Annotated in this window: 24 protein-coding genes; 14 read left to right on the top strand and 10 right to left on the bottom strand. The window is 59.2% G+C overall.

From position 1 onward, the window contains the following. Window positions 1-235: 235 nt before the first annotated feature. Window positions 236-607: an inner membrane protein YbjM gene (gene ybjM, locus OXR61_RS04370; RefSeq protein ID WP_021508386.1), complete on the top strand. Its 372-nt coding sequence runs from the start codon at window positions 236-238 to the stop codon at window positions 605-607. 33 nt (window positions 608-640) lie between these two features. On the opposite strand, the gene OXR61_RS04365 is transcribed toward ybjM, so the two are convergent. Beyond that, window positions 641-904 (bottom strand): GrxA family glutaredoxin, encoded by a 264-nt coding sequence (locus OXR61_RS04365; RefSeq protein ID WP_010618314.1) that lies wholly within the window; start codon window positions 902-904, stop codon window positions 641-643. A gap of 208 nt (window positions 905-1,112) precedes the next feature. On the opposite strand from OXR61_RS04365, the gene OXR61_RS04360 reads away from it, so the two are divergent. The 10 genes from OXR61_RS04360 (at window position 1,113) to rlmC (ending at window position 9,844) form a co-directional block, all read left to right on the top strand. After that, a complete protein-coding gene (locus tag OXR61_RS04360; RefSeq protein ID WP_021508385.1) occupies window positions 1,113-1,364 on the top strand; it encodes a DUF1418 family protein in 252 nt (83 codons plus the stop codon). A 12-nt stretch (window positions 1,365-1,376) separates the two neighbouring features. Next, window positions 1,377-2,099, top strand: coding sequence for an oxygen-insensitive NADPH nitroreductase (nfsA, locus tag OXR61_RS04355; RefSeq protein WP_021508384.1), 723 nt, complete (start codon window positions 1,377-1,379; stop codon window positions 2,097-2,099). A 17-nt stretch (window positions 2,100-2,116) separates the two neighbouring features. Then, entirely contained in the window at window positions 2,117-3,019 is a 903-nt protein-coding gene (gene rimK / locus OXR61_RS04350) for a 30S ribosomal protein S6--L-glutamate ligase (protein WP_021508383.1), read from the top strand. A gap of 87 nt (window positions 3,020-3,106) precedes the next feature. Beyond that, a complete protein-coding gene (locus OXR61_RS04345; RefSeq protein WP_021508382.1) occupies window positions 3,107-3,586 on the top strand; it encodes a YbjN domain-containing protein in 480 nt (159 codons plus the stop codon). Window positions 3,587-3,957: 371 nt separating this feature from the next. Further along, window positions 3,958-5,067, top strand: coding sequence for a spermidine/putrescine ABC transporter substrate-binding protein PotF (gene potF, locus OXR61_RS04340; protein WP_021508381.1), 1,110 nt, complete (start codon window positions 3,958-3,960; stop codon window positions 5,065-5,067). 119 nt (window positions 5,068-5,186) lie between these two features. After that, entirely contained in the window at window positions 5,187-6,320 is a 1,134-nt protein-coding gene (potG, locus tag OXR61_RS04335; RefSeq protein WP_021508380.1) for a putrescine ABC transporter ATP-binding subunit PotG, read from the top strand. A 9-nt stretch (window positions 6,321-6,329) separates the two neighbouring features. Further along, window positions 6,330-7,286, top strand: a complete 957-nt coding sequence (gene potH / locus OXR61_RS04330) for a putrescine ABC transporter permease PotH (protein WP_021508379.1) — start codon at window positions 6,330-6,332, stop codon at window positions 7,284-7,286. After that, a complete protein-coding gene (potI, locus tag OXR61_RS04325) occupies window positions 7,283-8,128 on the top strand; it encodes a putrescine ABC transporter permease PotI (RefSeq protein WP_021508378.1) in 846 nt (281 codons plus the stop codon). The genes potH and potI overlap by 4 nt, the downstream gene beginning before the upstream one ends. Before the next feature lie 66 nt (window positions 8,129-8,194). Continuing rightward, window positions 8,195-8,659, top strand: coding sequence for a YbjO family protein (locus OXR61_RS04320; RefSeq protein WP_021508377.1), 465 nt, complete (start codon window positions 8,195-8,197; stop codon window positions 8,657-8,659). A 48-nt stretch (window positions 8,660-8,707) separates the two neighbouring features. Continuing rightward, a complete protein-coding gene (gene rlmC, locus OXR61_RS04315; protein ID WP_267410909.1) occupies window positions 8,708-9,844 on the top strand; it encodes a 23S rRNA (uracil(747)-C(5))-methyltransferase RlmC in 1,137 nt (378 codons plus the stop codon). Between the two features lie 63 nt (window positions 9,845-9,907). Here rlmC and OXR61_RS04310 read toward each other — a convergent pair whose 3' ends face one another. The 6 genes from OXR61_RS04310 to OXR61_RS04285 all read right to left on the bottom strand — a co-directional run bounded on the left by OXR61_RS04310 (window position 9,908) and on the right by OXR61_RS04285 (window position 14,440). Beyond that, complete coding sequence (locus OXR61_RS04310) at window positions 9,908-10,639, bottom strand: arginine ABC transporter substrate-binding protein (protein WP_021508375.1); 732 nt, start codon at window positions 10,637-10,639, stop codon at window positions 9,908-9,910. Between the two features lie 154 nt (window positions 10,640-10,793). Then, the gene (gene artM, locus OXR61_RS04305) at window positions 10,794-11,462 is read right to left on the bottom strand and encodes an arginine ABC transporter permease ArtM (RefSeq protein WP_021508374.1); all 669 of its coding nucleotides are present in this window, start codon (window positions 11,460-11,462) and stop codon (window positions 10,794-10,796) included. Window positions 11,463-11,465: 3 nt separating this feature from the next. Further along, a complete protein-coding gene (gene artQ / locus OXR61_RS04300; RefSeq protein WP_021508373.1) occupies window positions 11,466-12,179 on the bottom strand; it encodes an arginine ABC transporter permease ArtQ in 714 nt (237 codons plus the stop codon). A 6-nt stretch (window positions 12,180-12,185) separates the two neighbouring features. Continuing rightward, window positions 12,186-12,917, bottom strand: a complete 732-nt coding sequence (artJ, locus tag OXR61_RS04295) for an arginine ABC transporter substrate-binding protein (RefSeq protein WP_021508372.1) — start codon at window positions 12,915-12,917, stop codon at window positions 12,186-12,188. A 15-nt stretch (window positions 12,918-12,932) separates the two neighbouring features. Further along, window positions 12,933-13,661 (bottom strand): arginine ABC transporter ATP-binding protein ArtP, encoded by a 729-nt coding sequence (gene artP, locus OXR61_RS04290; RefSeq protein WP_021508371.1) that lies wholly within the window; start codon window positions 13,659-13,661, stop codon window positions 12,933-12,935. 239 nt (window positions 13,662-13,900) lie between these two features. Continuing rightward, window positions 13,901-14,440, bottom strand: a complete 540-nt coding sequence (locus OXR61_RS04285) for a lipoprotein (RefSeq protein ID WP_267410905.1) — start codon at window positions 14,438-14,440, stop codon at window positions 13,901-13,903. A gap of 108 nt (window positions 14,441-14,548) precedes the next feature. Here OXR61_RS04285 and OXR61_RS04280 point away from each other — a divergent pair, with 108 nt between their 5' ends. Then, window positions 14,549-14,869 carry a heavy metal-binding domain-containing protein gene (locus OXR61_RS04280; protein WP_021508369.1) on the top strand — a complete coding sequence of 107 codons (321 nt, stop codon included), beginning with the start codon at window positions 14,549-14,551 and terminating at the stop codon, window positions 14,867-14,869. Next, window positions 14,869-15,693, top strand: a complete 825-nt coding sequence (locus tag OXR61_RS04275; protein ID WP_021508368.1) for an N-acetylmuramoyl-L-alanine amidase — start codon at window positions 14,869-14,871, stop codon at window positions 15,691-15,693. Before OXR61_RS04280 ends, OXR61_RS04275 begins: the two co-directional genes overlap by 1 nt. Window positions 15,694-15,708: 15 nt before the next feature. Here the strand turns inward: OXR61_RS04275 and ltaE are convergent, their stop codons facing one another. The 3 genes from ltaE to OXR61_RS04260 form a co-directional block, all read right to left on the bottom strand. Continuing rightward, window positions 15,709-16,710, bottom strand: a complete 1,002-nt coding sequence (ltaE, locus tag OXR61_RS04270; protein WP_021508367.1) for a low-specificity L-threonine aldolase — start codon at window positions 16,708-16,710, stop codon at window positions 15,709-15,711. A gap of 69 nt (window positions 16,711-16,779) precedes the next feature. After that, window positions 16,780-18,501, bottom strand: coding sequence for a ubiquinone-dependent pyruvate dehydrogenase (gene poxB / locus OXR61_RS04265; protein WP_021508366.1), 1,722 nt, complete (start codon window positions 18,499-18,501; stop codon window positions 16,780-16,782). A gap of 109 nt (window positions 18,502-18,610) precedes the next feature. Beyond that, window positions 18,611-19,510, bottom strand: a complete 900-nt coding sequence (locus tag OXR61_RS04260) for a lysine exporter LysO family protein (RefSeq protein WP_021508365.1) — start codon at window positions 19,508-19,510, stop codon at window positions 18,611-18,613. Between the two features lie 134 nt (window positions 19,511-19,644). Between OXR61_RS04260 and OXR61_RS04255 the strand changes: the two genes are divergently transcribed. Beyond that, a complete protein-coding gene (locus OXR61_RS04255) occupies window positions 19,645-21,285 on the top strand; it encodes an ATP-dependent endonuclease (protein WP_021508364.1) in 1,641 nt (546 codons plus the stop codon). The last annotated feature ends 8 nt before the right edge of the window (window positions 21,286-21,293 follow it).

Genomic DNA, 21,293 nt, shown 5'->3' with positions numbered 1-21,293 from the left:
CGGGTTGATGGGAGGGGATTTTTTCGCTATCTTGTGACGGCAGTGCACGGCCCGGTCACCGAATGTTCTTAATCTGTGACCCACATAAAGCGGCGCCATTCTAATCATAATTAACACCCTCAGCTATCAGCAGTTTTCATTCCTTCTGCCTTCAGCTGTTTCTTTTTATTTCCACGTAAGCGCATCAGGGCAGTTAAAAGTTTCAATATTGTTAACGTCAAAGTTGAGGAGAAGTATGTTGCAGCGCAATAATCGCTGGCCAGCATCGGTTCTGGGCGTGATGCTTTATACGCTGGTGTTTATTTTTGCACATCATTTTTGGTCCGCCGCCGCGACGCAGGCGGTGCGTGGACAGCCGGAACTGCTGCTGTTTCTGCTGCCGGGCATCGTGATGGCGCTGCTGCAGCCGGACAGTCCGCTGATCGGTACATTGTGGATCGCGCTGGGCGGGACGCTGCTGGGCATGATGTGGGTGTGGCTGGTGATGCCGATGACGCACAGCTTGCTGCTGGTGACGGCGTGGAGCCTGAGTGCTCTATTCTGGGCGGGGTGCGGTGCGCTGCTGGTGCGCCTGTTGCGCATTATGCTGGCGATGCGCACCAGCTGAGTGAAGCGAAGACGGGCCCGCAGGCCCGTCAGGTCAGGCTTCGATGCCGAGGTTTTCTTTGGTCCACGCCGCAAATTCGGTGTAACCACCGATGTGCTGGTCGTCGAGGAAGATCTGCGGCACGGTAGAAACCGGTTTGCCGGCACGCGCTTCCAGGTCGGCTTTGGTGATGCCGGTCGCCTGGATATCGACGTACTGATAATTAAAATCGTCGCGCTCGCTGGTTAACTTCGTGGCTAACTCTTTTGCTCGTACGCAGTAAGGGCAGCTGGAACGGCCAAAAATCACTGCAATCATTGCTTCTCTCCTTCCGCTGCTGTTTTGTGACTTGTCTCACATCACAGCGTGAATAATGCGTCACATCATGCCCGCCCATCCTGCTTAAGAAAAGCAGAAATTGCCTGTTACTCTAATGCGCGCTGTCTATACCCGGTCACAATGCCGTACTACAGTATTCGGGTATCACCTGCAGCAGAAACAGATGAACACTGAGGAGCTCTGAACCATGCGTAATCTGGCGACGTTGCCCAAACCCGTGCTACTGCTGGAAGCGCTGGGCGTGCTGGCAGTGATTGGCGCGCTGCTGCTGGTCAACGACTGGCTGGCGGCACCGGCATTCATGGCGAAAAAACCGCTGGCAACGCTGCTGTTTTTCCTCGGCATTGCGCTGATGTTGCCGGCAGCGTGGCTGATGATGTGGCGCACCGCAAAGGCGATGGCACCGCAGTTGTTCAATCACAACCACAAAAAGAAGTAACCGGAGAGGATTATGACGCCGACTATTGATTTGCTTTGCAGCCACCGTTCCATTCGCGCCTTTACTGAGCAGGGGATTGATGACGCCCAGCGCAGCGCGATTATCGCTGCGGCGCAGGCGGCCTCGACCTCCAGTTTTTTACAATGTTCTTCCATTGTCCGTATCACCGACCGCGCCCTGCGCGAGCAGCTGGTGCAGCTCACCGGCGGCCAGCCGTGGGTCAGCGCCGCAGCGGAGTTTTGGGTATTCTGCGCCGACTTCAACCGCCACCAGCAAATCTGCCCTGAGGCCCAGCTGGGCCGTGCCGAACAGCTGCTGCTGGGTTGTGTCGATACCGCGCTGATGGCGCAGAACGCCATGGTGGCTGCGGAATCGCTCGGTTTAGGCGGCGTGTTTATTGGCGGCATTCGCAACAGCATCGCGCAGGTGACGGAGCTGCTGGGGCTGCCGAAGTTTGTGCTGCCGCTGTTTGGTTTCTGCATCGGCCATCCCGACGCGTCACCGGACGTCAAGCCGCGCATGCCGCAGGCGATGCTGGTGCATGAAAACCGCTACCAGCCGCTGGATAAAGCAGTGCTGGCGCAATATGACCAGCAAATCACCGCTTACTATCAGCAGCGCGACAGCAATCAGCGCTCGGAAAACTGGAGTGAACTGATTCAGCGTTTGATCATTAAAGAAACGCGACCGTTCATGCTGGATTACCTGCATCAGCAGGGCTGGGCAACGCGCTAAGCACAGGGACCGCTGCAATGAAGATGGCCATTCTCACCCGTGACGGCGCGCTCTACTCCTGTAAACGCCTGCGTGAAGCCGCGGAAGCGCGTGGCCATCAGGTGCAGATGATCGATCCGCTCTCCTGCTACATGAACATCAATTCCGACTCGCCGGCGGTGCACTATCGCGGTGAGGCGCTCGGCCATTTTGACGCGGTGATCCCGCGCATCGGCACCGCCACCACCTTTTACGGTACGGCGGTGCTGCGTCAGTTCGAGATGCTCGGCAGCTATCCGCTCAACGAGTCAGTGGCCATTACCCGTGCACGCGACAAGCTGCGCTCGCTGCAGTTGCTGGCGCGCGAGGGCATCGACATGCCGGTTACCGGCTTTGCCTCGTCGCCGGATGATACGCAGGATGTGATCGCCATGGTCGGCGGCGCGCCGCTGGTGGTGAAACTGGTGGAGGGGACGCAGGGGATCGGCGTGGTGCTGGCGGAAACCCGCCAGGCGGCAGAGAGCGTGATCGATGCGTTTCGCGGTCTCAATGCGCATATTCTGGTGCAGGAGTTCATCAAAGAGGCGCGTGGGCGCGACATCCGCTGCCTGGTGATTGGTGACGAGGTGGTGGCGGCGATTGAGCGGGAAGCGAAAGAGGGCGATTTCCGCTCTAATCTGCACCGCGGCGGCAGCGCCCGCGCCGTCACCATTACCGATCAGGAGCGCGAGATCGCGGTCAAAGCGGCCACGACACTGGGATTAGCCGTGGCGGGCGTGGATATTCTGCGCGCCAACCGGGGTCCGCTGGTGATGGAGGTCAATGCCTCTCCGGGGCTGGAGGGCATCGAAGGCAGCACCGGTTTAGACATTGCCGCCATGATGATCCGCTGGATTGAGCAGCACGCCTGTCCCGGTTATCGTCCGAAAACCGGGGGCTGAACCGCGCTTTTGCGCGGTTTTCGTGGCATCTGCAGCCATTTTTCCGTAAGCTAAGGCGCTTATTTATTCACCCCACAGGATACAACGATGGATTCACTGGTCGTTCCTGACATCGACATGCTACGTCGCTGGCTGGATCAACAAAATATCACCTGGTTCGAATGCGACGCCTGCCAGGCTTTGCATCTGCCGCATATGCAGAATTTTGACGGGGTGTTTGACGCGAAAATCGACCTGGTGGATAACGTTATCCTCTTCTCGGCGCTGGCAGAAGTAAAGCCCACCGCGCTGATCCCGCTGGTTGGTGAACTGTCGCAAATCAATGCCAGTTCGCTGACGGTGAAAGCCTTTATCGATATACAGGATGACAACCTGCCGAAGCTGATTGTCTGCCAGTCAATCAGCGTAAGCGCCGGCATCACCTTTGGTCAGTTCACCCACTTCATGAAGCAGAGCGAAGAGGGAATTTCGATGGTGATCATGGAAGCGTTCGCCAATCATCTGCTGATGATGGGCGAAGACGAGGAGCGTCCGCCGAGCGTCAGCAGCCACAGCATGCTGCACTGATTTTCCCCTCCTGCTAACTGCCGCTTTTTGCGGCAGTTTTCATTTCAGGTCCACCACTTTTTATTCTGCATTTTGCCCTTTATTGCCAGATATTAGTCGTGCTTTATGCCGCTTGTGCCAGAGTGCATAGCAGAAACATGCATAACTTATCGCAAAAAGGCGTTTTTTAAGCTGGGATCTGGCACGCAGGAATCAGGGGGGCTATTCTTGCGGGGCTGTCTGATACGTGCAACTACGGCGCAGCTATAGGTTTTTGCTATTAAACTCCCGCTGAATATTGATTCATTGTGTGGCTGTAATTTAACAGACAACGCAACGACCGGATCGCGTGTATGCAGCGTTGTGATGACCCGCTCAGGAGGAAGAAAAACATGATCAACCAGTCAAAAAAATGGTTGCCAGGTGTGGTTGCAGGTGTGCTGATGGCTGCGGCCGTGGGCGCTCAGGCAGAGGATAAAACGCTGCACGTTTATAACTGGTCCGATTATATTTCGGCCGACACCGTGCCCAATTTTGAAAAGCAGACCGGCATCAAAGTGGTCTACGACGTATTTGACTCCAACGAAGTGCTGGAAGGCAAACTGATGGCCGGCAGCACCGGCTATGACGTGGTGGTACCGTCGTCGAGCTTCCTCGCGCGTCAGCTGCAGTCTGGTGTGTTCCAGGAGCTGGATAAGAGCAAGCTGCCTAACTATAAAAACCTCGATCCCGATCTGATGGCGAAAGTGGCCCAGCACGATCCGGGTAACAAATACGCCATTCCTTACCTGTGGGGCACCACCGGCATCGGTTATAACATCGATAAAGTCAAAGCGGCACTGGGCGCCGATGCGCCGGTGAACAGCTGGGATCTGGTGCTGAAGCCGGAAAACCTGGAAAAACTGAAGAGCTGCGGCGTTTCGTTCCTCGATGCGCCAGAAGAGATTTTTGCCACCGTGCTGAACTACCTCGGCAAAGATCCGAACAGCTCTGACGCGAAAGATTACACCGGCGCGGCAACCGATCTGCTGCTGAAGCTGCGGCCGAATATCCGCTACTTCCACTCTTCGCAGTACATCAATGACCTCGCCAACGGCAACATCTGCGTCGCCATCGGCTGGTCTGGCGATATTCTGCAGGCTAAAGATCGCGCGGTGAAAGCCAACAACGGTGTCCATCTCGGTTACAGCGTTCCGAAAGAGGGCGCGCTGGCGTTCTTCGACATGATGGCCATTCCAAAAGACGCGAAAAATCTGGATGCGGCTTATCAGTGGCTGAACTACATCATGGATCCGAAAGTGATTGCCGACGTCTCCAACAAGATGAACTACGCCAACGGCAACAAAGCGTCGCTGCCGCTGATCAATGCGGATGTGCGCAACAATCCGGGTATCTTCCCGACGCCGGAAGCGATGGCCAAACTGTTTGTGCTCAAGGTCCAGGATCCGAAACTGGATCGTGCGCGTACCCGTGCATGGACTAAAGTAAAAAGTGGTAAGTAATTCGTTCTGAACGGATTCCCTTATCGGTAAACGACAACAGAGGCGCGGTGCTGGCCTCTGTTGTGTCATTTAGCGGCTGGCTGTGCCGCGCTATCCCGCTTAGCGCCGGAGACATGTGAGTGAACGACGCGATTCCCCGCCCCCAAAATAAAACGGCTAAGGCGTTAACGCCGCTGCTGGAAATCCGCAACCTGACGAAATCGTTTGACGGCCAGCACGCCGTGGATGATGTCAGCCTGACCATTTACAAAGGCGAAATTTTCGCACTGCTGGGCGCTTCCGGCTGTGGCAAGTCCACGCTGCTGCGGATGCTGGCCGGCTTTGAAATTCCCAGCAGCGGCCAGATTGTGCTGGATGGTCAGGATCTGTCCCACGTGCCGCCGTATCAGCGGCCCATCAACATGATGTTCCAGTCGTACGCGCTGTTTCCGCACATGACGGTGGAACAGAACATCGCTTTTGGCCTGAAGCAGGACAAATTGCCGAAAGGCGAAATCAGCAGCCGCGTGGCAGAGATGCTGGCGCTGGTGCATATGGAAGAGTACGCCAAACGTAAGCCGCACCAGCTTTCTGGCGGCCAGCGTCAGCGCGTGGCGCTGGCGCGTAGCCTGGCGAAACGTCCCAAGCTTCTGCTGCTCGACGAACCGATGGGCGCGCTGGATAAAAAACTGCGTGACCGCATGCAGCACGAAGTGGTGGATATTCTGGAGCGCGTAGGCGCTACCTGCGTGATGGTGACCCACGATCAGGAAGAAGCCATGACCATGGCGGGCCGCATCGCCATCATGAACCGCGGTAAATTTGTGCAGATCGGCGAGCCGGAAGAGATTTACGAGCACCCGACCAGCCGCTACAGCGCCGAGTTTATCGGCTCAGTGAACGTGTTTGATGGCCTGCTGCGCGAACGCCGCGACGAAGGCGTGGTGATCGACAGTCCGGGGCTGATGCATCCGCTCAAGGTGCAGACCGATGTGTCGATTGTGGACAACGTGCCGGTGCACGTGGCGCTGCGGCCGGAAAAAGTCATGCTGTGCGACGAGGTGCCGGCCGACGGCTGCAACTTTGCTGTGGGCGAAGTGGTGCACATCGCCTATCTCGGCGATCTGTCGATTTACCACGTACGGCTGCGCAGCGGCCAGATGATCAGCGCCCAGCTGCAGAATGCGCATCGCTACCGGAAAGGCGCGCCCACCTGGGGCGATGAAGTGCGCCTGTGCTGGGATGCCGACAGCTGTGTGGTCCTGACGGTTTAAGGAGGCGCTATGAGCCAGATTTCTCAACGCAGCGAGCCGGAGGTAGCGGGCACACCGCTGCAGCGCTGGGGCACGCGCATGAAAATGCAGCACGGTCGCAAGCTGGTGATCGCGCTGCCTTATCTGTGGCTAATCCTGCTGTTTATGCTGCCGTTCCTCATCGTGCTGAAAATCAGTTTCGCCGATATTGCGCGCGCCATTCCGCCGTACACCGATTTGGTGACCTGGGCGGACGACCAGCTCAACCTGGTGCTCAATCTGGGCAACTACCTGACGCTGACCGACGATCCGCTGTACGCCGAAGCTTATCTCACCTCGCTGAAGGTGGCGGCGATCTCAACGGTGATCTGTCTGCTGATCGGTTATCCGCTGGCGTGGGCGGTGGCGCACAGCAAGCCCTCCATGCGCACCATCCTGCTGCTGCTGGTGATCCTGCCGTCGTGGACTTCGTTCCTGGTACGCGTCTATGCGTGGATGGGACTGCTGAACAACAACGGGATCCTCAACCGCTTCCTGATGTGGCTTGGCGTGATCGATCATCCGCTGATCATCCTGTACACCAACACGGCGGTGTATATCGGTATCGTTTACTGCTACCTGCCGTTTATGGTGCTGCCGATCTACACCGCGCTGACGCGCATTGATTATTCGCTGGTGGAAGCATCGCTCGACCTCGGCGCGCGGCCGCTGAAAACCTTCTTCAGCGTCATCGTGCCGCTGACCAAAGGCGGCATTATTGCTGGCTCAATGCTGGTATTTATCCCGGCGGTGGGTGAGTACGTGATCCCGGAACTGCTCGGCGGACCGGACAGCATCATGATTGGGCGCATTTTGTGGCAGGAGTTCTTCAACAACCGCGACTGGCCGGTGGCCTCTGCGCTGGCGGTAATCATCCTGCTGATCCTGATTCTGCCTATCGTCTGGTTCCACAAACATCAAAACCGTGAAATGGGGGAGAAGGGATGAATCAGCTACCGGTAATCCGCTCTCCGTGGCGCACCGCGATTCTGGCGCTGTGCTTCCTGTTCCTGTATGCGCCAATGCTGCTGCTGGTGGTTTACTCCTTCAACAGCTCGCAGCTGGTGACGGTATGGGAGAGCTTCTCGTTTCACTGGTATCGCGTGCTGTTCCAGGATGATGCGATGCTGGATGCGGTTGGCCTGAGCCTGACCATCGCGGCGCTGTCGGCCACCATGGCAGTGGTGCTCGGCACCATGGCGGCGGTGATTATCGTGCGCTTCGGGCGTTTTCGCGGCCACAGCGGCTTTGCTTTCATGCTCACCGCGCCGCTGGTGATGCCCGACGTGATCACCGGTCTGTCGCTGCTGCTGCTGTTCGTGGCGATGGGTAACACCTTTGGCTGGCCGGGCGATCGCGGCATGCTGACCATCTGGCTGGCGCACGTCACGTTCTGCACCGCCTACGTGGCGGTGGTGATCAACTCGCGGCTGCGCGAGCTGGATCGCTCAATTGAAGAAGCGGCGATGGACCTCGGCGCTACGCCGCTGAAGGTGTTCTTCGTGATTACCGTGCCGATGATTGCCCCGGCAATCATTACCGGCTGGCTGCTGGCGTTTACTCTGTCGCTGGACGACCTGGTGATTGCCAGCTTCGTCACCGGGCCGGGCGCTACCACGCTGCCGATGGCGATCTTTGCCACGGTGCGGCGCGGCGTCAATCCGGAGATCAACGCGCTGGCCTCGCTGATTCTGTTTGTGGTCGGGCTGGTCGGCTTTATCGCCTGGCGCTTTATGGTGCACGAAGAAAAACAGCGATTGCGCGATATTCAGAAAGCAAAACGTGGCTGAGTGACGCAACATTTGCCAATATAAGCAAGGCTGACTCTGTCAGCCTTTTCTTATGGAGCGCGCGCAATGTCGGAAACGTTGAAAAACCTGGTGTTAACTTCCACGCCCGTGCCGGTGACCATTGCCGGCAGCGCCATTATCGCCACGCGCTGTATCAGCGTGCTGATGCTGGCCAATGAGCTGGGCTATGACGAAATCGCCAATTTCGTGCACCGCAGCGCGCAGGCGTGGGACTCCACGCTAATCTTTATCGCCAGCCAGCTAATTTTCCTGTTTGAATTGCGCTGTGCCTTTACCCTGATGCGCGGCAGTAATGCCGGGCGCTGGGGCTATGTGGCCACGCAGATCGTGGTGCTGCTGTACATGCTGATGGCGTCGGTGGGCTGGATCTATCCGGAGATTTTCAGCATTCCCGGCGAGAATAACGCGCAGATTATTCACCACACGCTGCTGCAGAAACTGCCGGATGTGCTGGTGCTGCTGCTGCTGTTTGTGCCGGCCAGCAGTCGCGCATTTTTCCGCAGCCGGTGATACAATCGGCCCCCGTTTTTGCTCCCGATTCTCAATACAGGCCTTTCCATGCATTGCGCGCTTTATCAGGCCGGTCGCTGTCGCTCATGTCAGTGGCTGGAAAAACCCTATCCGCAACAGCTGAGCGACAAGCAGACGCAGCTGACGCAGCTGCTGGACGGCATGCCGGTCGCCGACTGGCGGCCGCCGGTCACCTCGGCGCAGCAGGGGTTTCGCAATAAAGCCAAGATGGTGGTGAGCGGCAGCGTGGAAAAACCGCTGTTCGGCATGGTGGCGCGTGACGGCGAGCCGGTGGATCTCTGCGCCTGTCCGCTCTATCCCGCCAGCTTCGCGGCGGTATTCGACGTGCTGAAACCCTTTATCGCCCGTGCCGGTCTGACGCCGTACAACGTGGCGCGCAAACGCGGCGAGCTGAAGTTTTTGCTGCTGACGGAGAGTACTCAGGGCGGCATGATGCTGCGTTTTGTCCTGCGCTCGCACAGCAAACTGGCGCAGCTGCGCGCCGCGCTGCCATGGCTGCAACAGCAGCTGCCGCAGCTGCAGGTGATCTCCGCCAATATTCAGCCGGTGCACATGGCGATACTGGAGGGTGAGGAGGAGATTGCGCTGACGCCTGAGCAGGCGCTGCCGGAACGCTTCAACGACGTGCCGCTGTATATCCGTCCGCAAAGTTTCTTCCAGACTAACCCGCAGGTGGCGGCTGCGCTATACGCAACGGCACGCGACTGGGTGGCGGAGCTGCCGGTGCACAGCATGTGGGATCTGTTCTGTGGCGTTGGCGGCTTTGGCCTGCACTGCGCCACGCCGCAGATGCAGCTTACCGGCATCGAAATCAGTGCGGAAGCCGTCGCCTGCGCGCAGCAGTCGGCGCAGCAGCTGGGGTTAGAGCAGGTGAGTTTTGCCGCGCTGGATTCCACGCAGTTTGCCACCGGGCATACGAGCGTGCCGCAGCTGGTGCTGGTCAATCCGCCACGTCGCGGTATTGGTGCAGAACTGTGCGCCTGGCTGAGCCGCATGGCACCGGACTACATCCTGTATTCCAGCTGCAATCCCGCCAGCATGGCGCAGGACATTGCCCGCCTGGCCGACTATGACATCAGCCGCGTGCAGCTGTTCGATATGTTCCCGCACACTGCACATTTCGAGGTGCTGACGTTACTGCGTCGTAAGGGTGGAATCGCGTAGCGCCCGGCTGCGCTGAGGACGTGCAGAACCTGGCAGGCCCGGCGCCACGCAACTCCATAATGCTTATTCCGGGAACCACTTCTGATTGATCTGCTGCCAGCGACCGTTGGCTTTCAGCGCCGCCAGCGCGCTATTCAGCTGTTGCAGCAGCGCGCTGTTGCCCTTGCGCACCGCAATGCCGAGCCCGGTGCCGAAGTAGTCGCTGTCGGTAATGTGCTCGCCGACCGTGCTCAAATCCGCATTGGCCTTCAGCCACTGATTGACGACTGCGCTGTCACCAAATACGCCGTTGAGCCGGCCATTTTTCAGGTCGAGGATCGCGTTCTGGTAGCTGTCGTAGGCCACCGCAATCACTTCCGGATGCTTTTCCAGCAGGTATTTCTGATGGGTGGTGCCGTTTTCCACGCCGATGCGTTTGCCTTTCAGCTGGCTAAAGTCGCTATATTCACCTTTATGGGCGATGACAATCGCCGAATTGGCGTAGTAGGGCTGGGTAAAATCGACCTGCTTACTGCGCTCGGCGGTGATATCCATGCCGGAAATGACCGCGTCATAGCGACGGAATTTCAGCGAAGGAATCAGGCTATCAAAGGCATTGTTGGTGAAAGTGCACTCGGCCTGCATCTGCTGACACAGCGCTTTGGCGAGGTCGATATCAAAACCGACAATCTGGTTATTCTGATCGAGTGATTCGAACGGGGGATAGGTGGCTGAGGCAGCAAAGCGAATTTTCTCTGCCGCATAAGCATTCATTGCCAGTGTTGCCATCACTGCCGCAACAATCCATTTTTTCATTATAAGGCTCCTGTAAACCATGCCAGAGGCGAAACGATTTACACGATGCCAGTTAATGCATTTGTATGCAATAAATATGATTAAAAATTTATTTCGTTGCGATCAAATACAGTGAGGAAGGGCGCGGCGCTTTCCTTCGCACCGCGTCAGACGATCAGTTGCGGCGCTCAAACGCCAGCGCGCGCTTCTCGACCAGGCGCATCAGCAGCGTCAGCAGGCCGTTAACCACCAGATAAATCAGACCGGCGGCAGCATATACGGTGACGTCATAGGTGCGGCCATACAGCAGCTGGCCGTGGCCCATCACTTCCATCAGCGTAATGGTATAGGCCAGCGAAGTACTCTTGAACACCAGCACCACTTCGTTGGAGTAAGAGGAGAGGGCGCGCTTAAACGCGTACGGCAGCAGAATACGCAGCGTATCGCGGCGGCGCATGCCCAGCGCGGCGCAGGACTGCCACTGCCCGGCCGGAATGGCGCGCACCGCGCCGTAGAACAGCTGTGTGGTGTAGGCTGCGCTATTGAGCGACAGCGCCAGCATGGCACACAGCCACGGCTGCGACAGTAAATGCCAGAGCCACGGCACGTTCTGAATGCTGGGGAACTGGCCGGGACCGTAATAGATCAGGAAAATCTGCACCAGCAGCGGCGTGCCGGTAAACAGGGTGATATAGCCTTTGACCAGCCAGTTGAGCAGCGGCAGCTTCAGCGCCAGCACAATGGTGCACAGCAGCGCCAGCAGCAGCGCGGCGACCAGCGAGGCGGCCGTCAGCGTCAGGCTGGTATGCAGGCCTTTCAGTAGCTCAGGTAAATACGCCAGCATGCGTCAGGCCCCCCGCTCGAAACGCGTGGTACGTGATTCAATACGGCGCAGCACCGCCTGACTGAATAGCGTAATCACTAAATAGATCGCGGCAGCCACCAGATACCAGGTAAACGGCTCCTGGGTGCGCGTCGCAATGCTTTTGGTCTGCAGCATGAGATCGTTGACGCTAATCAGCGACACCAGCGCCGTATCCTTGAGCAGCACCAGCCACTGATTGCCGAGTCCGGGCAGCGCATGGCGCCACATCTGCGGCATAATCAGGCGGAAGAAAATCGCTGACTTTTTCATGCCCAGCGCCTGGCCTGATTCCCACTGGCCGGACGGCACCGCTTTCAGCGCACCGCGCAGCGTTTGAGAGGCGTAAGCCGAATAGAGCATCGCCAGCGCAATCACGCCGCACAGGAACGGGCTGACATCAAAGTTCTCAATCTGCATCTGCACCGGCAAGGTGAACAGGCCCAGATTGAGCTGGAAGCCGTCCGACAGCGTCAGCAGCAGCTGCGAGGCACCGAAATAGATAAACAGCACCACCAGAATTTCCGGCAGGCCGCGAATCAGCGTCACCAGCCCGGTACCGATCCACGCCAGCGGTTTCCAGCGCAGCGATTCCCAGCCAGCAAAAATCATCGCCAGCGCGAGGCCGGCGATCAGGGCACAAACGGCAAGGCCGACGGTCATGCCGGCGGCGCTTGCGAGTGGAATCATTTCATTCATCAGAAATTACTGCTGAAACCATTTGTTGTAGATGGTTTTGTAGGTGCCGTCGGCTTTGATCTTATCCAGCGCGCCGTTGAACTTCTGCTGCAGTTCGCTGTTGCCCTGACGCACGGCGATGCCGAGACCGGTGCCGAAGTAGGCTTTGTCGGTCACTTTCTCACCCAGCGCGGCGAGGTTGGCGTTCTGCTTCAGCCACTCGTTAACCACGGCGGTATCCCCGAACACTGCATCAATACGGCCATTCTTCAGATCGAGCACCGCATTCTGGTAGCTGTCGTAAGGCACGATGGTGATGTCGCTGTGCTTGTCAGAGAGGTATTTCTGGTGCGTGGTGCCGTTCTGCACGCCCACACGCTTGCCTTTCAGCGCCGCAACGTCCGCCAGCTTGCCTTTCTGCGCGATGAAGGTCGCAGAGTTGTCGTAGTAAGGTTTGGTGAACAGCACCTGCTTTTCACGCTCTGGCGTAATATCCATGCCGGCCATCACCGCGTCAAAACGGCGGAATTTCAGGCTGGGGATCAGGCTGTCGAAGGCCTGGTTGGTAAAGGTGCAGGTCGCATCGATCTCTTTGCACAGCGCATTGGCCAGATCGACATCAAAGCCCTGGATTTTGTTGTCGGAGTCGACAAATTCAAACGGCGGATAAGACGCCTCGGTCGCGAAACGCAGGGTCTGCGCGGCAGAAGCGCTCAGGCTCAGGCTGGCAAGCAGTGCAGCAAGTACAACTTTTTTCATTAGAAGCATCCTGACTTAGTGCGAAAGATAATGAGCAAACGCCTCGGTTTGCGGCTGTGTAAAGTGGCTGGCATCGCCCTGTTCAATGATGCGACCGTTCTCCATGTAGACCACGCGGCTGGCGGTTTTGCGCGCCACCTCAACTTCGTGGGTGACAATCACCTGCGTGATCTGCGTCTGGGCCAGCTCACGAATGATGCTGACGATCTGTGCCGTGATTTCGGGGTCGAGCGCGGCGGTCGGTTCATCAAACAGCAACACCTGCGGCTCCATCATCAGCGCGCGCGCAATTGCCACGCGTTGCTGCTGGCCACCGGAAAGGTGCAGGGGAAAACGATCGGCATACGGCGTCAGACGCAGGCGTTCCAGTAGTTTATCGGCGCGCGCGCGTGCCGCATCTTTGCTGAGCCCGAGCACACGACAGGGTGCTTCAATCAGGTTCTGCATCACGCTGAGGTGCGGCCACAGATTGTACTGCTGGAACACCATGCCGACATTCTGGCGCAGTTCGCGAATCGCGTTGTCGGACGGCGTCTGGCTAAAATCGAAGTGGTTGCCGGCAATCTGCAGGCTACCGGAACGCGGCAGCTCCAGCAGGTTGAGCACGCGCAGGAGTGAACTTTTACCCGCGCCACTCGGGCCGAGCAACACCAGCGTTTCGCCCTGCGGGCAGGCCAGGTTGATATCGAACAGCGCCTGATGGGCACCGTAAAAACAGTTGATGGCGTTTAGTTGAATACTCATGCGCAAAAAATGAATAGCAATTAGTGTCGCAAATCTTAACGTCACCAGAATAGTTATGCAATTGAGGTGGGTTAAAATTTATTAAAGAGCAATTAAACAGCAAAAGCGTAGCACAAAATCGGGCAGGGCAGCGGGGAAAGGGGCTGACGGGTAAGCGTCGGCTGTTGCACGGAAGCTTAGCGGCGCCGCAATGGTGCGGCGCGCTAATGGTTGCGGCTGAGTGCGGAAAAAATGCGCGACTATTTTTTCTCTTCCAGCAGCTGGCTGAGCGAGCCGCCACCGGCGTGTGGCCAGTCGCCGACGTAGCGCACATCATCCACCACCCAGCAGGTACCTTCGTGGATCATCAGCACTTCATCGCGCCAGCTTTTATCGCCGCGGCTCAGCGTCACACGCAGCGGGATGTTACGCGCGTCGCGGTTAGGAATGCTGGAGGCGCTGGCCACGTCAGCGGCGGTGGGTCCCTGTGCCAGGCTGGAGAACAGATCGCCCTGGCGCCACGCTGCCGGTGGGTTGCTCTGGCTGCTGGCATGCAGCAGTTTCTGATACAGGTTGTCGCTCAGGTACGGGCGATATTTTGCCAGCGTGGTGCTGTCCGGCAATCCCTGAGTTGGCTGGCTGACACGTAAATCGTAGAACTGCTGCGCCACGCTGTCCGGACCGCCGTCAACGCAGGGGGCGGTACGCGGCCCGTTGTCCTTGATCACCGGCTCAACGGTGGTACAGGCACTCAGCAGCAATGCAGCGGGAGCAAGCAGCGCAAAGGCTTTGTTTCTCATCTCGATTTCCTTATTGTTCACTGGCAAAGCGCCATTTTTAGCATAGAGTATAGCCGTGCTTTTACGCCGTACGAGCTATCGCCTCATGAATCACCACAGGAGAGAACGATGAAATTTTCGACTACGCCAACCCTGGAAGGGCACACCATCACTGAATATTGCGGCGTTGTGACCGGCGAAGCGATTCTCGGTGCCAACATTTTCCGCGACTTCTTTGCCGGCATCCGCGATATCGTCGGCGGCCGCTCCGGTGCTTATGAGAAAGAGCTGCGCAAAGCGCGGCAGATCGCCTTCGAAGAGCTGGAAGAACAGGCGAAAGCCATGGGCGCCAATGCAGTGGTTGGCATTGATATTGACTACGAAACCGTGGGCAAAGACAGCAGCATGCTGATGGTGAGCGTTACCGGTACTGCGGTGATCGTGCGCTAATGCGCGCGGTGTTACTGCTGGCGATGGCGCTGCTGCTCAGCGCCTGCCAGTCGACGCTGGAAGCGCGCAGCGGCTATTGGGTCGATAGCGCGCATCCGGCGCAGGGGGCCCGACCGCGCATCAAAGTGGTGGTAATCCACTACACGGCGGAGGACTTTCCCTCGTCGCTGGCGACCCTGACGGACCGCAACGTCAGCGCGCACTATCTGATTCCGCAGCAGCCGCCGCAGAAAAACGGCGCCGGGGTGATCTGGCAGCTGGTGCCTGAAAACCAGCTGGCGTGGCATGCCGGACCGAGCTTCTGGCGCGGCGCAACGCGCATTAATGACACCTCAATTGGCATCGAAATCGTCAATGCCGGCTATCGCCGCACGCTGACCGGCCGGCAGTGGCAGCCGTTCACCGCCGCGCAAATCACTGCCCTGACCGCGCTGGTGCGCGATATCAGCCAGCGTTACGGCATCAGTCCGGAAAATATTGTCGGGCACAGTGATATCGCGCCGCAGCGCAAGCAGGATCCCGGTCCGCTGTTTCCGTGGCAACAGCTGGCCCGGCAGGGGCTGGGAGCGTGGCCGGATGCCGCCACGGTACAGCGCTATCTGGCTAACCAGCCGCCGGATGCCCCGGTCGAGGCTGCAGCGCTACTGACTGCGCTGCAGCGCTATGGTTATGACGTTGCCGCTGCGCAAACGCCGCAGATGCAGCGCAAACTGATTGCGGCGTTTCAGATGCATTTCCGCCCGCGTGATTACCGTGGCGAAGCCGATGCCGAGACGCTGGCCATCGCCCGTGCGCTGCTGGCGAAATACGGCACGGCACCGTAGCCGCGCTTAGCGGCGTTACGGCTGCAGAAAGGCCTGCCAGCGCGCCACCAGCTGCTGTAATTGCTGGCGGCTGACATCCAGATGGGTGACGATGCGGGTCTGCGGACCTACGCTGAGCAGCACGTCGCCCGCCTGCATCCAGCGCTGTAGCGGTGCGACCTGCTCCGCCGGCACTTTCACGAACAGCATGTTAGTGTGCTGGCTCACCACTTCCACACCAATAGCGCTGAGCTGCGCGCCGAGCCATGCGGCGTTGTCATGATCCTCCTGCAGACGCGCCACGTTGTGCTGCAGCGCGTAGAGACCGGCAGCCGCCAGAATGCCGGCCTGGCGCATGCCGCCGCCGGTCATTTTGCGCCAGCGCCGCGCCTGCTCGATATAAGCTTCATCACCACACAGCAGGGAGCCGACCGGCGTGCCCAGCCCTTTCGACAGGCAGATGGTCAGGCTATCGCAGTAGCGGGCGATATCGATCAGCTGCACGCCCTGCGCCACCACGGCATTAAAGATGCGCGCGCCGTCAATGTGCAGCGCCAGCTGGCGCTCGCGGGTAAATTGCCACGCCTGTTCAAGGTAGCTCAGCGGCAGCACTTTGCCGTGATGGGTATTTTCCAGGCTCAGCAGGCGGGTGCGGGCAAAATGCATGTCGTCCGGCTTAATGGCGGCCGCCACGTCGTGCAGCGGCAGCGTGCCGTCGGCAGCCGCGAGGATCGGCTGCGGCTGGATGCTGCCGAGCACCGCGGCACCGCCAGCCTCATATTTGTAGTTGTGCGCCTGCTGGCCGACGATGTACTCATCGCCGCGCTGGCAGTGGCACAGCAGCGCCACCAGATTGGCCTGGGTGCCGGTAGGGAAGAACAGCGCAGCCGCTTTACCGCTCAGGCGCGCCGCTTCAGCCTCCAGCGCATTAACGGTGGGATCATCGCGATAGACATCATCGCCGGTTTCGGCCGCCATCATCGCATCCAGCATCGCGGCACTCGGGCGGGTCACGGTATCACTGCGTAAATCGATCACGTTGTTCTCCTGACATAAAAAAGCGGGCTAAACGCCCGCATGATGATTAATCCGGCAAGTCTCTTCGTTTTACCGCAGCCAGTTAGTTTTCGCCAGCTCGACGATTTCATCACCGCGGCCATTCAGGATCGCGCGCAGCATATACAGGCTGAAACCTTTAGCCTGCTCGGCTTTGATTTGCGGTGGCATCGACAGTTCTTCCTTGGCGGTGATCACGTCCACCAGCACCGGACCGTCATGGGCGAACGCCTGTTGCAGCGCGCCATCCAGCTCCGAGGCTTTTTCCACGCGGATCCCTTTGATGCCGCAGGCGGTGGCGATGGCGGCGAAGTCCGGGTTCTCCAGATCGGTGCCATCGGTGAGATAGCCGCCGGCTTTCATCTCCATCGCCACAAAGCCCAGCACGCTGTTATTAAAGATCACCAGCTTCACCGGCAGCTTAAGCTGCGCCAGCGAGATGAAATCGCCCATCAGCATGCTGAAGCCGCCATCGCCGCACAGCGCAACCACCTGACGCTGTTTATCGATGGCCTGTGCGCCCAGCGCCTGCGGCATGGCGTTGGCCATCGAACCATGGTTAAACGAGCCGAGCAGACGGCGCTTGCCGTTCATTTTCAGATAGCGCGCTGCCCACACCGTTGGCGTGCCGACATCACAGGTAAAGATAGCGTCATCGGCCGCATAGTGGCTGATCTGCTGGGCCAGATACTGCGGGTGAATCGCCTGCTTATCGTTGGCGGTCGCCAGATCGTCCAGCCCTTTGCGCGCATCCGCGTAGTGCTCCAGTGCGCGATCGAGGTGATGACGGTCGCTGTGGCTGGTGAGCTGCGGCTGCAGCGCCTGCAGCGTGGCTTTGATGTCACCCACCAGCGCCATGTCGACGTGACTGTGCGCGCCGAGGCTGGCCGGATTGATATCAATCTGAATAATGCGCGCGTCCGCCGGGTAGAACGGGCGATAAGGGAACTGGGTGCCGAGCAGCACCAGCGTGTCGGCGTTCATCATGGCGTGATAGCCGGATGAGAAGCCGATCAGCCCGGTCATGCCGACATCATACGGGTTGTCGTACTCGAGGTGCTCTTTGCCGCGCATGGCGTGTACCACGGGTGCTTTCAGCGTTTCGGCCAGCTTGACCACTTCCGCATGGGCACCGGCGCAGCCGCTGCCGCACATCAGGGTGATATTTTTCGCTTCATTGAGCGTTTCTGCGAGGCGCGTCAGTTCACTGACCGACGGCACCACCTGCGGCAGCTGCGGCGGATACCATTCGCTGCGCGCATTCTCCGGCGCCGCCTGCAGCGCCACGTCACCCGGCAGCACAATCACCGACACGCCGCGATTGAGGATGGCTTTACGCATCGCAATGCCGAGCACCTGCGGCAGCTGTTCCGGATTGGAGACCAGCTCGCAGTAATGGCTGCACTCGCGGAATAACTCCTGCGGATGGGTTTCCTGAAAATAGCCGCTGCCGATTTCACTGGAAGGAATGTGCGCGGCAATCGCCAGCACCGGAACATGGTTGCGATGGCAGTCAAACAGGCCGTTGATCAGATGCAGGTTGCCAGGGCCGCAGGAGCCGGCGCATACCGCCAGCTCACCGCTGATTTGTGCTTCCGCCCCGGCGGCAAAAGCGGCCACTTCTTCATGGCGCGTTGGCATCCATTCAATGGTGCCCATGCGGTTGAGGCTGTCGTTCAGTCCGTTGAGGGAGTCACCGGTTACGCCCCAGATGCGTTTTACGCCGGCGCTCTCCAGCGTTTTGGCCAGCAGGGCCGCCACAGTTTGCTTCATCGTTCGCTCCTTTCTGGTGTTGGCCATCCAGCCGGATGGCAAAAAACGTGTCAGAGAGAAAGCGTAGACGAAGCCGCAGCGCAGCGGGCGTGAAAAAATGCGCTGCGCGTCAGGCGGAAAACAGGGCGATGAGAATCGGCGCCAGCAGGTTCATGATAAAACCGTGCACGATGGCCGCAGGCACAATCTCCATTCCGCCGGCACGCTGCAGAATCGGCAGGGTAAAATCCATCGACGTCGCACCGCTCAGCCCGAGTGCCATACTGCGGTAGCGGTTGACCAGCACCGGAATCAGCAGCACCGCAGCCAGCTCGCGCAGCAGATCGTTAAAGAAGGCGGCGCTGCCGATCACCGGGCCGTACGCTTCGGTCATCAGAATGCCGGACAGTGAATACCAGCCGAAGCCGCTGGCCAGCGCCAGTCCGGTTGACAGCGAAACGCCGAGCAGCCACGCCGCCAGCACGCCGCCGCCCAGCGAGCCGCACAGGGACACCAGCGCTACCGTCATGCCGCGCCGGTTCAGGGTGATCTGGCGCAGCGTCATGCCGCTGCCGCGCAGCTGCACGCCAACCAGGAACAGCAGCACCACCAGCGCGATCTCGCTCAGGGTGGAGGCATGGCGCAGCGGCGCCCATTGGGTTAATCCCAGCAGGAAACCGGCCAGCACCGCCACACACAGCTTGAGTGACTCCAGCACCATGTGCCAGCGCGACGGCAGATTCTGCTGGCGATGCTGCTGACGCCATGGCCAGCGGCGATCCAGCAGCCACAGCGCCAGCAGCGAGCAGCTCAGAATGGCGCCCGCGGCAATCAGCGCGGTTTTAAACACGATCAGCAAGTTGGTGCCGAGATTGTCGAGAAAGGCGAGGCTGGTACCCATAAAAAACAGAATGGCGTAAATCAGCAAACTCAGCAGGCGGTTAACGCGCTGCAACAGCGCAGGCTGATGCCACGGCAGCAAATAGCCCACCATCAGCGGCACCAGAATGATAAGCAGTCCGGTATACATGAAAAATGACGTCCTTTTTTGCGAGACGCCACGCTAATGGAAAACGCCTGAAGTGTAAACCTTTTCTCCCGCTGCCGACTTGACCAACGCAGCGCGGCGGACCATGCTCTGGCAAAGCACGGAGGGACTGCGCGATGATTCTGGAACATATCGATATACACGGCTTTCGCGGCATTAACCGGTTGTCGCTGCCGCTGACCGACACCAACCTGCTGATTGGGGAAAACGCGTGGGGTAAATCCAGTTTGCTGGATGCGCTAACGCTGCTGCTGGCACCGGCCGCTGAGCCCTATATGTTCACGGAACAGGACTTCCATTTTCCGCCCGGTGAGGTGGAAGCACGCCTACATAAGTTGCAGCTGGTGTTTCGCTTTCGCGCGCAGGGCGATGAGCATGAAGCGCTGTTTGCGCCGTTCTGGCAGCAGGATGACGCGGGGCGCTACCTGCGCTTCAGTACGCTGGCGACGCGCCAGGGTAACGAAGTCAAAACCCGCTGGCGCTTTATTGACGCGCGTGGCGAGGTGCTGCCGCTGGCGGGCACCGACGCCGCGCTGGCGCAGTTGCGCGCGTACTATCCGGTGCTGCGCCTGCGTGATGCGCGCTTTGGCCGGCGGTCGCGCCATAGCGACAACGACACCCAGCGGCGCGCTGATACGCTGAGCGCGCTGGCTCAGGAGATGCATAGCCTGACGCGCGATCTGGTGGCGCGGCCGCAAACCCTGAGCGACGAGCTGTTGCGCCAGGGATTGCATACCATGCAGCAGCTGATGGCGCACTATTTTCTGGTCCAGCAACCGGACACGGGCGTCGCGCGGGTTGCGCCGGAGCTGCGTGACGGCAGTCAGGGCTGGCGTTCGCTCGATCAGCTCAATCAGCTGATCGCCGGTACCGAATCGCGCAGTCGCCAGGTGATTCTGCTGCGCATGTTCTCGCTCCTGCTGCAGGCGCACGGCAGCGATGCGCTGCCCACAGGCGCGCGCCCCTTGCTGCTGGTGGAGGATCCGGAAACGCGGCTGCATCCCATCATGCTGTCGGTGGCGTGGAATCTGCTGGCGCTGATGCCGCTGCAAAAAATCGCCACCACTAACTCCGGTGAGCTGCTGTCACAGGTGGCGCTGGAGCAAATCTGCCGACTGGTGCGCGAACCCGATCGCGTGGCGGCGAGGCGTATCGGGCCGGAAGGATTAAGTGCCGAAGAGGCGCGCCGTATCGGCTTTCACATCCGCGTCAACCGTCCGTCGGCGCTGTTTGCCCGCTGCTGGTTGCTGGTTGAGGGTGAAACCGAAGTGTGGATCATCAATGAGCTGGCGCGGCAGCGCGGCTACCATTTTGCCGCGGAAGGCGTGAAAGTAATTGAGTTTGCGCAGTCCGGGCTTAAGCCGCTGCTGAAATATGCGCGCCGCATGGGCATTGCCTGGCACGTGCTGACTGACGGCGACGAGGCCGGAAAAAAATATGCCGCCACCGCGCGCAGCCAGCTACAGCCGCATGAGCAGGAGAGCGACCATCTCACGCAGTTCCCGGCGCCCGACATCGAACACTTCCTTTATAAGCAGGGCTTTAGTGATGTCTATCACCAGATGGCGCACCTGCCGTTAAACGTGCCGATGAACGCGCGGCGTATTATTACCAAAGCCATTCATCACAGCTCGAAGCCGGAACTGGCGATTGCGGTGGCGATGGCAGCGGCCGAACGCGGGCCGCAGGCGATTCCGCCGTTGCTCGATCAGCTGTTTGGCCACGTCATGTGGCTGGCGCGCGGTCGGGCAGAGTAAAACTGACG

The organism is Pantoea sp. GM_Pan_4, assembly GCF_026541005.1.
Classification (GTDB): domain Bacteria; phylum Pseudomonadota; class Gammaproteobacteria; order Enterobacterales; family Enterobacteriaceae; genus Pantoea; species Pantoea dispersa.
Note: the sequence above shows the minus strand (reverse complement) of the source record. Positions and strands in the feature narration are given on the sequence as shown.

Excerpts from the sequence above, each read along its gene's own strand:
- OXR61_RS04280 (WP_021508369.1), top strand. The coding sequence starts at position 14,549 with ATGAAATTTTCGACTACGCCAACCCTGGAAGGGCACACCATCACTGAA.
- potI (WP_021508378.1), top strand. The coding sequence starts at position 7,283 with ATGAATCAGCTACCGGTAATCCGCTCTCCGTGGCGCACCGCGATTCTG.
- artQ (WP_021508373.1), bottom strand. The coding sequence starts at position 12,179 with ATGAATGAAATGATTCCACTCGCAAGCGCCGCCGGCATGACCGTCGGC.
- OXR61_RS04285 (WP_267410905.1), bottom strand. The coding sequence starts at position 14,440 with ATGAGAAACAAAGCCTTTGCGCTGCTTGCTCCCGCTGCATTGCTGCTG.
- OXR61_RS04310 (WP_021508375.1), bottom strand. The coding sequence starts at position 10,639 with ATGAAAAAATGGATTGTTGCGGCAGTGATGGCAACACTGGCAATGAAT.
- OXR61_RS04275 (WP_021508368.1), top strand. The coding sequence starts at position 14,869 with ATGCGCGCGGTGTTACTGCTGGCGATGGCGCTGCTGCTCAGCGCCTGC.
- OXR61_RS04255 (WP_021508364.1), top strand. The coding sequence starts at position 19,645 with ATGATTCTGGAACATATCGATATACACGGCTTTCGCGGCATTAACCGG.
- ybjM (WP_021508386.1), top strand. The coding sequence starts at position 236 with ATGTTGCAGCGCAATAATCGCTGGCCAGCATCGGTTCTGGGCGTGATG.
- artP (WP_021508371.1), bottom strand. The coding sequence starts at position 13,661 with ATGAGTATTCAACTAAACGCCATCAACTGTTTTTACGGTGCCCATCAG.
- OXR61_RS04360 (WP_021508385.1), top strand. The coding sequence starts at position 1,113 with ATGCGTAATCTGGCGACGTTGCCCAAACCCGTGCTACTGCTGGAAGCG.
- poxB (WP_021508366.1), bottom strand. The coding sequence starts at position 18,501 with ATGAAGCAAACTGTGGCGGCCCTGCTGGCCAAAACGCTGGAGAGCGCC.
- OXR61_RS04365 (WP_010618314.1), bottom strand. The coding sequence starts at position 904 with ATGATTGCAGTGATTTTTGGCCGTTCCAGCTGCCCTTACTGCGTACGA.
- nfsA (WP_021508384.1), top strand. The coding sequence starts at position 1,377 with ATGACGCCGACTATTGATTTGCTTTGCAGCCACCGTTCCATTCGCGCC.
- rlmC (WP_267410909.1), top strand. The coding sequence starts at position 8,708 with ATGCATTGCGCGCTTTATCAGGCCGGTCGCTGTCGCTCATGTCAGTGG.
- OXR61_RS04345 (WP_021508382.1), top strand. The coding sequence starts at position 3,107 with ATGGATTCACTGGTCGTTCCTGACATCGACATGCTACGTCGCTGGCTG.
- artM (WP_021508374.1), bottom strand. The coding sequence starts at position 11,462 with ATGCTGGCGTATTTACCTGAGCTACTGAAAGGCCTGCATACCAGCCTG.
- OXR61_RS04260 (WP_021508365.1), bottom strand. The coding sequence starts at position 19,510 with ATGTATACCGGACTGCTTATCATTCTGGTGCCGCTGATGGTGGGCTAT.
- OXR61_RS04320 (WP_021508377.1), top strand. The coding sequence starts at position 8,195 with ATGTCGGAAACGTTGAAAAACCTGGTGTTAACTTCCACGCCCGTGCCG.
- artJ (WP_021508372.1), bottom strand. The coding sequence starts at position 12,917 with ATGAAAAAAGTTGTACTTGCTGCACTGCTTGCCAGCCTGAGCCTGAGC.
- potF (WP_021508381.1), top strand. The coding sequence starts at position 3,958 with ATGATCAACCAGTCAAAAAAATGGTTGCCAGGTGTGGTTGCAGGTGTG.
- potH (WP_021508379.1), top strand. The coding sequence starts at position 6,330 with ATGAGCCAGATTTCTCAACGCAGCGAGCCGGAGGTAGCGGGCACACCG.
- rimK (WP_021508383.1), top strand. The coding sequence starts at position 2,117 with ATGAAGATGGCCATTCTCACCCGTGACGGCGCGCTCTACTCCTGTAAA.